At 69.3% G+C, this 12723-nt stretch carries 13 protein-coding genes; 4 read left to right on the plus strand and 9 right to left on the minus strand.

Annotated features, from left to right (window positions below):
* Positions 1 to 86 precede the first annotated feature (86 nt).
* Positions 87 to 668: a 50S ribosomal protein L10 gene (gene rplJ, locus ABT304_RS03535; RefSeq protein WP_141802531.1), complete on the minus strand. Its 582-nt coding sequence runs from the start codon at positions 666 to 668 to the stop codon at positions 87 to 89.
* A gap of 242 nt (positions 669 to 910) precedes the next feature.
* On the opposite strand from rplJ, the gene ABT304_RS03540 reads away from it, so the two are divergent.
* Both ABT304_RS03540 and ABT304_RS03545 read left to right on the plus strand, forming a co-directional pair.
* Positions 911 to 1900 (plus strand): aldo/keto reductase, encoded by a 990-nt coding sequence (locus ABT304_RS03540; protein WP_350713366.1) that lies wholly within the window; start codon positions 911 to 913, stop codon positions 1898 to 1900.
* 170 nt (positions 1901 to 2070) lie between these two features.
* Entirely contained in the window at positions 2071 to 3276 is a 1206-nt protein-coding gene (locus ABT304_RS03545; protein WP_350713367.1) for an MFS transporter, read from the plus strand.
* Here ABT304_RS03545 and ABT304_RS03550 read toward each other — a convergent pair.
* Together ABT304_RS03550 and ABT304_RS03555 are read right to left on the minus strand one after the other, a co-directional pair.
* A complete protein-coding gene (locus ABT304_RS03550) occupies positions 3253 to 3963 on the minus strand; it encodes a maleylpyruvate isomerase family mycothiol-dependent enzyme (protein WP_350713368.1) in 711 nt (236 codons plus the stop codon). The two genes, ABT304_RS03545 and ABT304_RS03550, sit on opposite strands and share 24 nt — an antisense overlap.
* Before the next feature lie 56 nt (positions 3964 to 4019).
* Complete coding sequence (locus ABT304_RS03555) at positions 4020 to 4625, minus strand: CGNR zinc finger domain-containing protein (RefSeq protein ID WP_350713369.1); 606 nt, start codon at positions 4623 to 4625, stop codon at positions 4020 to 4022.
* On the opposite strand from ABT304_RS03555, the gene ABT304_RS03560 reads away from it, so the two are divergent.
* Positions 4624 to 5802 (plus strand): MFS transporter, encoded by a 1179-nt coding sequence (locus ABT304_RS03560; protein WP_350713370.1) that lies wholly within the window; start codon positions 4624 to 4626, stop codon positions 5800 to 5802. The genes ABT304_RS03555 and ABT304_RS03560 overlap by 2 nt on opposite strands.
* 69 nt (positions 5803 to 5871) lie before the next feature.
* Here ABT304_RS03560 and ABT304_RS03565 read toward each other — a convergent pair whose 3' ends face one another.
* The 6 genes from ABT304_RS03565 to rplK form a co-directional block, all read right to left on the minus strand.
* Positions 5872 to 6639 (minus strand): amino acid ABC transporter ATP-binding protein, encoded by a 768-nt coding sequence (locus tag ABT304_RS03565; protein ID WP_350713371.1) that lies wholly within the window; start codon positions 6637 to 6639, stop codon positions 5872 to 5874.
* A complete protein-coding gene (locus ABT304_RS03570; protein WP_350713372.1) occupies positions 6639 to 7451 on the minus strand; it encodes an amino acid ABC transporter permease in 813 nt (270 codons plus the stop codon). Before ABT304_RS03570 ends, ABT304_RS03565 begins: the two co-directional genes overlap by 1 nt.
* Entirely contained in the window at positions 7448 to 8239 is a 792-nt protein-coding gene (locus tag ABT304_RS03575) for an ABC transporter substrate-binding protein (protein WP_350713373.1), read from the minus strand. The genes ABT304_RS03570 and ABT304_RS03575 overlap by 4 nt, the downstream gene beginning before the upstream one ends.
* Positions 8240 to 8318: 79 nt before the next feature.
* Complete coding sequence (locus ABT304_RS03580) at positions 8319 to 9875, minus strand: carboxylesterase/lipase family protein (RefSeq protein WP_350713374.1); 1557 nt, start codon at positions 9873 to 9875, stop codon at positions 8319 to 8321.
* A gap of 152 nt (positions 9876 to 10027) precedes the next feature.
* Positions 10028 to 10744, minus strand: coding sequence for a 50S ribosomal protein L1 (gene rplA / locus ABT304_RS03585; protein WP_350713375.1), 717 nt, complete (start codon positions 10742 to 10744; stop codon positions 10028 to 10030).
* A gap of 61 nt (positions 10745 to 10805) precedes the next feature.
* A complete protein-coding gene (gene rplK, locus ABT304_RS03590) occupies positions 10806 to 11234 on the minus strand; it encodes a 50S ribosomal protein L11 (protein ID WP_160025595.1) in 429 nt (142 codons plus the stop codon).
* 212 nt (positions 11235 to 11446) lie between these two features.
* Between rplK and ABT304_RS03595 the strand changes: the two genes are divergently transcribed.
* On the plus strand, positions 11447 to 12640 hold the full coding sequence (locus ABT304_RS03595) for a lytic transglycosylase domain-containing protein (protein ID WP_350713376.1): 1194 nt from the start codon (positions 11447 to 11449) through the stop codon (positions 12638 to 12640).
* Positions 12641 to 12723: the final 83 nt, after the last annotated feature.

Here is a 12723-nt window from a genome sequence, read left to right on the forward strand (position 1 = left end):
TTTCCTTTCGTGGTGGCCCTGTGCGTTTTTCTGTGAGTACGCAGCGGGGCCGGGTTACAGGTGGTGGTTAGTTACGACCGGGGCCATCAGGCCTCGGCCGGAGCCTCCTCGGCGGCAGCCGGCTCAGCGGCACCACCTGCGAGGATCGAGGGGTCCTCCGCGGCCTTGGCCTCGAGAGCGGCAGCGAGCTGCGCGGTCTTCGAGGGCAGAGCGTTGAAGGCGTACAGAGCCTGCGACAGCGACGCGGTGAACGCGCCCGCAAGCTTGGCGAGCAGGACCTCGCGCGACTCGAGGTCGGCAAGCTTGCCAACCTCAGCAGCGTCGATGGCCTTGCCGTCGAGGTACCCGCCCTTGATGACAAGGTTGGGGTTGGCCTTGGCAAAGTCACGCAGACCCTTGGCCGCCTCGACGACGTCACCCTTGATGAAGGCGATCGCGGTCGGGCCGGTCAGCAGGTCATCGAAGCCTTCGATGCCGCTCTGAGAGGCAGCGATCTTGGCCAGCGTGTTCTTGACCACGGCGTAGTTTGCGTGCTCACCGAGCGAGCGACGAAGAGTCTTCAGCTCGCCCACGGTGAGACCGCGGTACTCGGTCAGCACGGCACCGGTCGAGGCGCTGAACTCGTCAGCGATCTCGGCAACGGCAGCCTGCTTGTCAGCCCGCGCCATGGGTCTCCTTCTTCCGGGAATCGATTCCGTCGGTGAGGGCCCTGCATGACAAACGCCCCGAGCGCAGGCTCAGGGCGTGACGTACGATCTCGTCTTGCTCTTCACCTACGCTGGCCGTCCGCATCCTGCGGAACCTTCGATCGAGTGCATGCGCACCTGACAACCGGCGGTCTCTGGTTTCAGACAACAATTATGCGTACGCCGCGGGGTGCCGCCAAATCGGCGGGCAGTACGTTTGCGGCATGGAGAGCCACACCTTCGGAAGGATCGGTCGCTCGGCGTCGGTCATCGGTCTCGGCACCTGGCAGCTCGGCGCCGACTGGGGCGAGGTCAGCGAGTCGGATGCGCTCGCGGTGCTCGAGGCCGCGGTGGGTGACGGGGTCACCTTCCTCGACACCGCCGACGTCTACGGGGACGGCCGGAGCGAGCAGGTGATCGGGCGGTTCCTGCGGTCGCACGACGGGATCTTCGTGGCCACGAAGATGGGGCGTCGGGTGGACCAGGTCCCCGCGAACTACACGCTCACCGCCTTCCGCGAGTGGCTGGACCGCTCGCGCACCAACCTCGGGGTCGACACGATCGACCTGGTGCAACTGCACTGCCCGCCGACGGAGACGATCGAGTCCGCTGCGACCTATGACGCGCTGGACACCCTGGTCTCGGAAGGGGTGATCGCTGCGTACGGCGTCAGTGTGGAGACCTGCGACCAGGCCCTGGCCGCGATCGCGAGGCCCCACGTGGCCTCCGTCCAGATCATCCTGAACGCGTTCCGGCTCAAGCCGCTGGAGCTCGTGGTTCCGGCGGCCGCGGACGCAGGTGTCGGGATCATCGCGCGGGTGCCGCTGGCCTCCGGGCTGCTGTCCGGGCGCTACTCGGAGTCGACGACGTTCGCCGCCGACGACCACCGCACCTACAACCGCCACGGCGAGGCCTTCGACGTCGGCGAGACCTTCTCCGGCGTCGACTACGCCACCGGGGTCGAGGCCGCCCAGGAGTTCGCCGCCCTGGTCGCCGAGCACGGCCCCGAGGGCGCGACGCCCGCGCAGGTCGCCCTCGCCTGGGTCGCTCAGCAGCCGGGCGTCACCACCGTCATCCCCGGCGCCCGCAACACCTCCCAGGCCCACGCCAACGCCGCCGCCGGCTCGCTGCCTGCACTCTCCGACGAGCTGCTCTCCGGCGTACACCAGATCTACGACACCCACTTCCGCGAGGCCATCCACTCCCGCTGGTGACCTCCCCCGCCGAGGCGTCGTTCCCGTCGGCCGAGGCGTCACGCGCGTCGGCCGAGTGGGCACCGCGCTGCCGTCTCGGCCGACCTGAGTGACGCTTCGACCGGCGGAGGTGACGTCTCGGCCGGCGTACAAATAGTGAGCCTTGGTAATGAATCGGGCAGAGTAAAGGGGTGACGACGGAGACGACGACGGAGTTCCGGTTCCGAGACATCGCGCTGGTGGCGTACGCGCCATCGATCGTCAGCTCCATGGGGCACGGCGCGGTGATGCCGGTGCTGGCGCTTCGGGCCTCCGACCTGGGCGCGGACGCGTCGACGGCCGCGTTCGTGGTCGCACTGCTCGGGATCGGGTCGCTGGCCACCTCGTTGCCCGCAGGGTCGCTGGTGGCGCGGATCGGCGAGCGGCGGACGCTGATGGGCGCCGGGGCGCTCGACGCGGTCGCGATGACGGTGGCGTTCCTCAGCAGCTCGGTCGCCGTGCTCGCCGTCGCCGTGTTCGTGAGCGGAATGAGCTGGACGGCGTTCCTGATCGCGCGGCAGGGCTTCCTCATCGACGCCACCCCGCTCTCCCACCGGGCGCGGGCGATGTCGCTGCTGGGCGGGTCGTTCCGGCTCGGGGTCTTCGTCGGACCGCTGCTCGGCGCCGGGCTCATCCACGCCTTCGGGCTCCCCGTGGTCTTCCTGTTCGCGGCCGCGATGTCGCTGTGCTCGGCGGTGATCGGTGGCTGGATGCCCGAGCTCGGTCGCACCCGCTCGCGCAAGCAGGAGCATCTGAGCGTACGCAGCGTGCTGTGGACCCACCGCCGGACCTTCGCCACGCTCGGGGTGGCCGTGGTGATCATCGGGATCTCGCGGTCCGTACGCACCGGCCTGCTCCCGCTCTGGGCCGACCACATCCACCTCGAGGCCTCGGTTGTCTCGCTGCTCTTCGCCGGGGCGGCCCTGGTCGACATCGCCCTCACCCTCCCCGGCGGCTGGCTGCTCGACCACCGCGGGCGGCAGGTCGTGGCGATCCCGGTGGTGCTAGCCGTCGGCCTCGGCTGCCTGCTGCTCCCCCTCACCCACGACGCGCTCAGCCTGGGCGCGGTGATGGCGCTGATCGCCATCGGCAACGGCCTCGGCTCGGGGATCGTGATGACGCTCGGCGCCGATGCCGCACCGGCCGACGGACGCGCCCAGTTCCTCGGCGGCTGGCGGCTGTGCGGCGACCTCGGCGGCACCGGCGGACCGCTCCTGGTCTCCGGGCTGGCCGCGGTCTTCACGATCGCCGCAGCGCCGGTCGCCCTCGGAGTCTTCTCGCTCGTCGGGGCGGTCTGGGTCGGCTACTGGACCGGCCGCGCCGACCGTGTCCGGCTACGGGACGAGCGCACGGGATAGCGCTTCGGCGAGAGCAGCCTCGTCACCGGTGACGGTCAGCTCGGCGGCCCGAGGCGACGTACGACCCCAGAGCAGCAGCGCCAGGTCGCGCGCGGATCCGGTGACGGACACCTTCTGCACCGCGTTCGGCGCCCCGATCGCCCAGGTCTGGTCGATGTCGGTCGCGGTCAGCTCGATGCGGGTCACGACCTTTCGGGTGCGCTTGAGGGCGATCTGCCGCGGGTACATCACGGTCAACACCTCGTCGACCGTGTCGGCCCAGAGCTCAGGCGTCGCCTCGGGTGCGGGGAGCCCGAGCGCAGAGCGGATGTCCCAGAGGTGAACGAGGGTCTCGTGCACCTGACGCCGGAACCAGAACGAGACCGGCCCACGGCCGTCCTCGGTCAGCCCGTTGAGGATCCGGCCGGTCGCCTCCGGCCCCAGCGCCGAGAGCGTCTCGCGCAGCTCGGCCGCCTGCGCCTCGTAGGCCCCGACCAGGTCCAACGGCACCGGCAGCGGCTCCTCGTCCTCGTCGCGCGCCATCGCCGCCGCCCAGTGGTGCACCCCTGACAGGTGATCGGCCAGGTCGCCGATGGACCAGTCGTCGCAGGACGGAACCGGCACGTCCGGGTCGGCCTGCTCGAGCGCGGCGGCGAACTCGGCCTGCAGCTCAGCGAGAGTCACGAAGTAGTCATCAGGCGTAGGCACGTCGCAGACCCTATCGACCGCGAGGGTCGCCCTCAGCAGTATCTCGTTTGGCCGCACTACTTCTGGCGGGCGCGGTGGGCGGCCGCCTTCACCCGGCTCTGGCAGCGGGTGGAGCAGAAGCGGCGGCCGGCGTTCTTGGAGGTGTCGACGAAGACGCGGTCGCACGGGTCGGCCTGGCAGACGCCGAGGCGGCCGGCCAGGTCGGAGCCGATCGCCAGGGCGAGGCCGGCGGCGATCCCCGCGCCCCAGCCGATGACGAGGCCGGGGTCGCGGCCGTGGAAGTGCAACGCCCAGCCTCCCCCGCGGGCCCGGTCGAGCTGTGGGACCGAGCCCATCTCGCGCATCAGCGCGTTGACCGCGATGGCGGCGGTGTCGAGGTCACCTTCGGCCGCTGCCTCGAAAACGACACGTAGAGACTCGGCGAGCGCGACCATCCCGTCGGCTTCTGGTTCCTCGACCGTGGGCTGGTAGTCGGAACGGGCCAGCAGGTCGCTGACGACCTGCGCCCGCCGGCCGCCGGGAGGCGGCTGCACCGGACGGGTGCCGTCATGCCCCGGGGTCAGCGCGTTGACGAGCTTGCAGGCCTGCTCGGTCACCGTGTGTACGTGACTGTCGAAATGTATTTGACCAGTCACGAACTCGGGTCCTACCGTCTCAGCCATGACCGTCATTCAACCATTGACCAGTCACTGGGGCGCACGGTGGCCGCGATCCCTCGTCGTGTTGGTCATCGCCAGGGCGGTGAACCGGCTGGGTTCCTTCGCCATGGCCTTCATGGCGGTCGCCCTGGTGGAGGTGCACGGGGCCTCCCTCGCCACGGCCGGTGCGGTCGTGACGGCCTTCGGTGTCGCCACCATCCCGTCGCGGCTCCTCGGCGGGTGGATGGCCGACACGGTGGGCCGCCGGGCGACCATCGTCGCGGGACTCGTCGCCTGCGCGGTGGCCCAGCTGGTCATCGCCGCGTCTCCGGGGATCGCCGGCGCGCTGATCGGCGCGACGCTGCTCGGGCTGGCGTACGAGATCTACGAGCCCGCCTCCCAGGCGCTGATCGCGGAATCGGTGGAGGTCGAGCGGCGGCCGCAGGCGTACGGACTCTATGGCGCTGCGATGGCGGTCGCCGGTGTGGCGGCAGGAGCGCTGGCCGCCCTCGTGGGCGGTATCGACCTGCGCCTGCTCTTCGTCGCCGATGCGCTCACCTGTCTGTGTGCCGCGGTTCTCGTCCTCGCACTCGTGCGTGACACCACGGCTCGAGGTGTGCGCCGGCAGCGGTCCGGGCCGAGTCCGTGGCGTGATCGCCGGCTCCTGACGATGCTCGCGCTCGGCACCGGGTTCGCCACCGCATGGATCCTGAGCACGATCGCTCTTCCCCTCACCGTCTCCGCCCGCGGGCACGACGCCGCGGCCACCGGCTGGCTGCTGGTGGTCGCCGCACTGGTCACGATCGCCGGCCAGCGCCTGCTCCGTGGCGCCGCCGCCCGGCCCTTCACGCTCATCCGCGCGGGACTGGTCCTGATGGCCGCCGGCTTCGCCGTGATCGCGTACGCAGCACCGCTGCCGCTCCTCGCACTCGGCTCCGCGATCGTCGCCCTGGGTGAGGTACTTCTCCTCGGCCCGCCGATCGCGCTCGTGGCCGGCCTGGCCGCCACCGACGCCTCGCGGGCGGGCTATCTGGCGGCGTACGGCACCTGCTGGGGGATCGCGCAGACGATCGGACCGTTACTGACGACCAGCCTGATGTCACACGCCGTGCCGACGGCCTGGCTGGCAGGAGCCGGCCTGTGTCTGGCACTGACTACAGCCACGCCTCTGGCGGCTGCGCACGCCGCCGAGACGAGATAGTCCAGGGAGTTCCCGTCGGTCTACCCGCTGGTAACCGACGGAAACTCCCTGGACTATCGATCGGAAAGGTCAGAGCACGCGCGACAAGAACGCCTGGGTGCGCTCGTGCTGGGGGTTGCCGAGGACGTCGGCCGGAAGGCCCTCCTCGACGATCACGCCGCCGTCCATGAAGACGACCTTGTCGGCGACCTCGCGGGCGAAGCTCATCTCGTGGGTCACCACCATCATGGTCATGCCCTCAGCAGCCAGGTCCTTCATGACCGCCAGAACATCCCCGACGAGCTCGGGGTCCAGCGCGGAGGTCGGCTCGTCGAAGAGCATCATGTCGGGGTTCATCGACAGCGCCCGGGCGATGGCCACGCGCTGCTGCTGGCCACCGGAGAGGTGAGCCGGGTAGGCGTCGGCCTTCTCCGAGAGCCCGACCTTCTCCAGGTTGGCCCGGGCGATCTCGGTGGCCTCGGCCCGGCCGCGCTTGAGGACCTTCTCCTGCGCCACGGTCAGGTTGCGCAGCACGGTCATGTGCGGGAACAGGTTGAACTGCTGGAAGACCATCCCGATCCGGGCGCGCAGCGCGTCGACGTCGGCGTCCGGGTCGGTGATCTCGTCACCATCCACCAGGATCGTGCCGCTCGTGGGCTCCTCGAGCAGGTTCACGCACCGCAGCAGCGTCGACTTCCCCGAACCGGACGGCCCGATCACACAGACGACCTCGCCCCTGCCGATGTGGAAGTCGATGCCCTTGAGGACCTCGTTGTCGCCGAAGTACTTGTGCAGGTTCTGTACGTCGATCACGGCCGTGCCGCGGCCGGCGTCCGATGCGGTCTCGGTCTGGGTCATCAGCGGGCCTTCCCGGACTTGGCTTCCATGCGGCGTACGACGATCGAGAGCGGCACCGTGATCAGCAGGTAGCACAGCGCGATCGTGACCATCGGCGTCAGGTTGGCGTTGGCGTTCATGTTCTCGCGGCCGAAGGCGGTCAGCTCGTACTCGTCCAGGGTGAGCCCCAGGATGTAGACCAGCGAGGAGTCCTTGGTGAGCAGGATCAGCTCGTTGGTCAGCGGCGGCAGGATGATGCGGAACGCCTGCGGGATCACGATGGTGACCATCGCGCGAGTGTGGGTCATACCCAGCGTGCGTGCCGCTTCGTACTGACCCTTCGGCACCGCCTGGATGCCTGCTCGGATCGTCTCGGCCATGTAGGCGCCGCCGACCAGACCGAGCGCCAGTGTGACGGTGGTGAGGTTGGACAGCTGGACCCCGAAGGCCAACGAGAGCCCGAGCCCGAGCACGAGGAAGACGACCAGCGCCGGCAGCCCGCGGAAAAGCTCGATGATGCCGGTCGAGATCCACCGGTACGGACCGACGCTCGAGAGCCGCATCAGCGCCAGCACCAGTCCGAGCGCCAGCCCGAAGGCGAACCCGCAGGCGGTGTAGATGATCGTGTTCTTGAGCGCGATCACGATGACATCGGGGAACAGCTGAGAGGCGATGTCGAGGTCGAGGAACGCCCGCCGGATCTCACCCCAGTCGGCGATCAGCGCGACGACGACGACCAACAGCACCAGGATGGCGTACTGGATGTAGCGGGCGAGCGCCGCGCGCTTGCGCGGCGACATCCGCTTCTTGGGAACCACTGCCGCGCTGGTCACTGCGCGGCAGCCTCCCCGAACCACTTCTTGTAGACCTCGTCGTAGGCGGCCTTGTCGTTGATGCCCTTGTTGAGCACGTCGAGCAGCTTGTCGTTGCCGTTCTTCTTCACCGAGAAGCCGTACGCCTCACCAGTCTGGAACTCGCTGGTGATCTCCATGTCGGTGTTGTCCTTGACGAAGTCGTAGAGCAGACCGTTGTCGTTGACGCCCGCGTCGGCCTTGCCGGACTTGACCGCCTGCATCATCAGCGCGGAGTCCTCGAGGGTGATGATCTTGGCGTCCTCCGGGGCGTTCTCCTTGACGTAGTCGGCGCCCGTGGTGGCCTCCTGGACGGCGATGGTCTTGCCACCGAGGTCCTCGAGAGCGGTGTAGCCCGCACCCTTCTTGGTCATCAGGGCCTGGGTCGCCTCGAAGTAGGGCTCGGTGAAGTCCATGACCTTCTCGCGCTCCTCGTTGATCGTCATCGCGCCGGCGGCGACGTCACACTTGCCGGAGTTGAGGGCCTCGCCGGAGACGATGGTCTCCCAGCCGATGTTGACGACCTCGGTCTCGAGCTTCTCGGCGTCGGCCGCGATCTTGAGCACGTCGATGTCGAAGCCGACGACCTCGCCGCCCTCGTTGAACTCGAACGGCTTGTAGGGAAGGTGCGTGCAGATGGTCAGGGTGTCGGCCTTGACCAGCTTCGCACCTGACGGGGAGGTGCCACCCTCGTCGCCGCCACCGCAGGCGGCGAGCGCCAGGCCGAGGACGGGAACGGTCAGGGCAGCAGCGAGCTTCCGCAGATTCATGCGGGGCACTCTACGTGTCTTTGGACACCGATGGCCCGCTACCCCTGGGGGTCGCGGGCCATCGTGATGAGATCGTGCATCAACCGAGAACGGTGGCCCAGAACTCACAGTGGCTCGCCGCGGCCGTGTCCACCGGGCGAATCCCGGCCTTGCCAGAAGCCAGCTGGAGTACGTCGCCGGAGTCCCGGAAGGCCGGCCAACGAGGTGCTCCAGGCGCGACCGGGCGACCGTGATGGGCGAACGAGGTCCAGTAGCCGACCATCGTGTCGGACAGCTCCTGTTGTTCTTCGTCCAGCTCACCGAGGAGCCCCGGGAACAGGAACGTCAGCTCGGTGGCGTGCTCGGCGCCCTCCTCGTAGCCGGGCATGTCGATCAGTGGCGGTGCGCCCCGGTCGGCGAACTGATAGGCGAAGACCGGCACCCCGGCGGCCTCGAGCTTCGCGAACGCGTCCTGATGGGCGCAGGTGGACAGTGCTCCGGCCGAGTCGGTACGGATCGCTGCCAGGGCGTGCCGCGGCTCGTCGTAAGCGCTCGCCGGGTAGAGCCCGAGGACGGCATCGGCGGCGGGGCCGTAGCTGCTGCGTACGATCTGCTCGTACTTCGCCGTTGTGATCGGCTGCGGGTACTCGAGCCCGACGTAGAGCCGCATCTCGTCCAGGGTCGAGCCGTGCATCACCGGCACCCGGTTGAACCGTCCGGAGTCGATGGCATCGGGGTAGGTCCGCGGCAGCACCCTCGGGTCGCCGACGACAGGTCCGGCGTTGAGCCCGGCCGCGCCGAAGGCCTCGATCAGCTCCTTGACAGGGGTGGCCCGCAGGCAGGCGGCCACATCATCCGCCTCGCCGCAGCCCACCGCGGCGGCGAGCCGTTGACCCTCCGCCTCGGAGCCCGCGTCGCTGCGGGCGCCGGCCGCACAGCTCCCGCTCTGCGGGATCGCCTTGTGGAACAGCCCGGCGGCGGCCGGCGAGGCGATCTGGGCGCAGGTGTCGATCGACCCGGCCGACTCACCGAAGATCGTCACGTTGCGCCGGTTGCCACCGAAGGCAGCGATGTTGCGATGCACCCAGCGCAGCGCAGCCTGCTGATCGAGCAAGCCGTAGTTGCCGGACTCGTACGCCCCGTCCAGCTCGGGATGCGCCAGCCAGCCGATCGCGCCGAGGCGGTAGTTGACCGTCACGACCACCACGTCACCCTCGACGGCGAGCTTGCTCGCGTCGTAGCCCGAGCTGGAGCCGGTGGTGTTCCCGCCGCCGTGGAACCACACCATCACCGGCAGCTTCCGCTTGGCCGGCCGGTTCGGGGCGAACACGTTGAGGAACAGGCAGTCCTCGTCGTAGGTCGTCGCACCTCCGTACGCCGGAGCCGGCTGCGCGCACTGGCTGCCCGGTTCGGTGGCATCCCGCACACCCGTCCACGAATCGGCCGGCGCCGGGGCGCGCCAGCGGAGCCCGCCGACCGGCGGGGCGGCGTACGGGATCCCCTGGAAGGTTCGGAAGCCGTCGTGGGCAACGCCGCGGACCGCTCCCTTGTCGGTCCGGACCACCGGTTCGGGCGGGTCGGCCGCGGCGGCGGTGACGCCCGCCGTCGTGACCAGGGCTACGGCGAGGACCGGGACGAGAGCACGAAGTCTGAGCACCGATGTTCCTTTCGTCGACCGTCCGAACCTAGGGCCCCGGTGCGGTCCACGGGCAGTGACGGAAGGACCGAAACAAGCCGTACGCAGCGCCCAAATGCGACGAGCGCCGCTGCCCGAAACCGGGCAGCGGCGCTCGTGTGGTCAGTCGAGGCTCAGGCCTCGTCCTCACCCGCGACGTTCTTGATGCGGTTGGGGTCGACCTGGACACCGGGGCCCATGGTGGTCGAGAGGGTGACCTTCTTCAGGTAGCGGCCCTTGGAGGAGGACGGCTTCAGACGAAGCACCTCCTCGAGAGCAGCGGCGTAGTTCTCAGCGAGCTGGGCCTCGGAGAAGGAGGCCTTGCCGATGATGAAGTGAAGGTTGGCGTGACGGTCGACCCGGAAGTCGATCTTGCCGCCCTTGATGTCGGTCACGGCCTTGGCCGGGTCCGGGGTGACGGTGCCGGTCTTCGGGTTCGGCATGAGGCCACGGGGGCCGAGCACGCGGCCGAGGCGACCGACCTTGCCCATCATGTCGGGGGTCGCGACGACGGCGTCGAAGTCGAGCCAGCCACCGGAGACCTTCTCGATGAGGTCGTCGCCACCGACGACGTCCGCGCCGGCCTCGCGAGCGGCCTCGGCCTTGTCCGGAGCAGCGGCGAAGACGATGACGCGCATCGTCTTACCGGTGCCGTGGGGCAGGCTGACGGTGCCGCGCACCATCTGGTCGGCCTTGCGGGGGTCGACGCCGAGACGCATGACGACGTCAACGGTCTCGTCGAACTTCTTCTTGCTGGAGGACTTGGCGATCTTGATCGCGGCCAGCGGGGCGTACAGCTCGTTCTTGTCGAACGTCTCCGACGCCGCGCGGTAGGTCTTGCTGCGCTGCATGGTGATTCCTTCGGTAGTTAAGAGGAGATGTGGTTAGCGAGCCAGCGCGGCTCTCCCACGGTCAGTCGGTGGTGACGCCCATGGAGCGGGCGGTGCCCTCGACGATCTTCATCGCGGCGTCGATGTCCTCCGCGTTGAGGTCGGGCAGCTTGGTGGTCGCGATCTCGCGCACCTGGTCCTTGGTCAGCTTGCCGACCTTGTCCTTGTGCGGGACGGACGAGCCCTTCTTGAGGCCGGCGGCCTTCTTGATCAGCTCAGCGGCCGGCGGGGTCTTGGTGATGAAGGTGAACGAGCGGTCCTCGTAGATGGTGATCTCGACGGGGACGACGTTGCCGCGCATGGACTCGGTCTGGGCGTTGTACGCCTTGCAGAACTCCATGATGTTGACGCCGTGCGGACCGAGCGCGGTACCGACCGGCGGGGCCGGGGTCGCGGAGCCGGCCTGCAGCTGCACCTTGACGAGCGCTGCGATCTTCTTCTTCGGAGGCATTCTTGAGATCTCTTCCTTCTCGTGGTCATGACGAAGCCGCTTGTACGTTGCGGCCTCTGCCACCTGCTGTGTTGCTCTCGCAACTGGTCAATTGTCCGTGATCCGTCCGGGTTCACGAAATCAGCGGAGGCGGCCCACTCAGTGGGACCCCCTGGGTGACGGCCACCACTCCCCTTGGCATACTCCCCCGGGGATTTACAAAGGGAGCTGAATTGTTCAACCGACGTCTGTCCATGTTCGCCGCGCTCGTGCCGCTCGCCGCGCTCTCGGCGGGGTGGACCGCCGCCGCGACCGGTACCGGGTTCGATCCGGTCGAACCCGTCACGCTGCCCGGCGGCGAGACCCTGGTGACGTCGGCGATCGACCAGCCCGCGAGCGTCACCAAGCCCGCGCCCGCGCAAGGCGCCCGCAAGGGCGCCCGAACCGGCACGATCGCCGTCGCGATGGCGCAGGGAAGCGACATCCCGATGCCGGCATTGGCCGCCTACCAGCGAGCCGCCGCCGTCGTCACCACCGCCGACCGGGCCTGTGCCCTCGACTGGACGCTGCTCGCCGCCGTCGGGATGGTCGAGTCCGACCACGGGCGCCTGAAGAGCAGCCGACTCGACGACTCGGGCAAGGCCACGCCTCCGATCTACGGTCCCGCACTGACCGCTCCCGCCGGCGACCCCGCACCCGACACCGACGCCGGCGCCGTCGACAAGCTCACCAGCGGCGACCGGGCCGTCGGGCCGATGCAGTTCATCCCCTCGACCTGGCCGTTGGTGGCCGTCGACGGAGACGGCGACGGCGTACGCGACCCGCAGGACATCGACGATGCCGCCCTCGCCGCCGCCGTCTACCTCTGCTCCGGCGACGAGGACGTCTCCACCGATGCGGGGAAGCGGGCCTCGCTCACCCGCTACAACCGCAGCGAGGCGTACGTCTCCACCGTCCTGAAGATCGCCAAGGGCTACACCGACAGCCCCTACGGCGGCGACGACATCGAGCTCGCCGCCGCGCCCGCGCACGCCGAGCCGAAACCCGGCCGCCCGGGGCAGAATGCGGCGAAGAAGGCCGACAAGAAGCCCGGGAAGAAGAAGCCCCCCGCCGTCACACCGAAGCCGAGCTCGGGCGCCCGGCCCTCGAACGAGCCGAGCCCGACCCCCTCGACGGCCCCGAGCCCCAGCCCCACCCCGACCGACGACGGCAGCTGGGCCTCGATCTCCGAGCGCCGCGGCATCTGTGCCGCCGAGCTCTCCTCCCGCTTCCCCGACCTCGCCGACGGCTGGGACACCAACCGCGCTGTCGACTCCTGCAGCATCCGCCTGCTCGGCAAGACCGTCACCCAGGCCAACGCCGCCGTCCCGGGAGTCGTCACCGACATCACCGGGTACGTGGAGTGGCTGATCAAGACGCTGCCCTGATCAGACCGTCGGTCGAGCGCCGGCCCCGCCTGCAATTTCCCTGCATGTGCACGTTTGTCGCATCGTCTCCGCGGGTCGGGGCC

It is taken from the genome of Nocardioides sp. NPDC000445 (assembly GCF_040300245.1).
In the GTDB taxonomy this organism is placed as follows: domain Bacteria; phylum Actinomycetota; class Actinomycetes; order Propionibacteriales; family Nocardioidaceae; genus Nocardioides.

What these genes read in the sequence shown, in the direction of transcription:
- ABT304_RS03560 (WP_350713370.1), top strand. Translation starts at nt 4,624, where the DNA reads ATGACCGTCATTCAACCATTGACCAGTCACTGGGGCGCACGGTGGCCG.
- ABT304_RS03575 (WP_350713373.1), bottom strand. Translation starts at nt 8,239, where the DNA reads ATGAATCTGCGGAAGCTCGCTGCTGCCCTGACCGTTCCCGTCCTCGGC.
- rplJ (WP_141802531.1), bottom strand. Translation starts at nt 668, where the DNA reads ATGGCGCGGGCTGACAAGCAGGCTGCCGTTGCCGAGATCGCTGACGAG.
- ABT304_RS03565 (WP_350713371.1), bottom strand. Translation starts at nt 6,639, where the DNA reads ATGACCCAGACCGAGACCGCATCGGACGCCGGCCGCGGCACGGCCGTG.
- ABT304_RS03540 (WP_350713366.1), top strand. Translation starts at nt 911, where the DNA reads ATGGAGAGCCACACCTTCGGAAGGATCGGTCGCTCGGCGTCGGTCATC.
- rplA (WP_350713375.1), bottom strand. Translation starts at nt 10,744, where the DNA reads ATGCAGCGCAGCAAGACCTACCGCGCGGCGTCGGAGACGTTCGACAAG.
- rplK (WP_160025595.1), bottom strand. Translation starts at nt 11,234, where the DNA reads ATGCCTCCGAAGAAGAAGATCGCAGCGCTCGTCAAGGTGCAGCTGCAG.
- ABT304_RS03555 (WP_350713369.1), bottom strand. Translation starts at nt 4,625, where the DNA reads ATGGCTGAGACGGTAGGACCCGAGTTCGTGACTGGTCAAATACATTTC.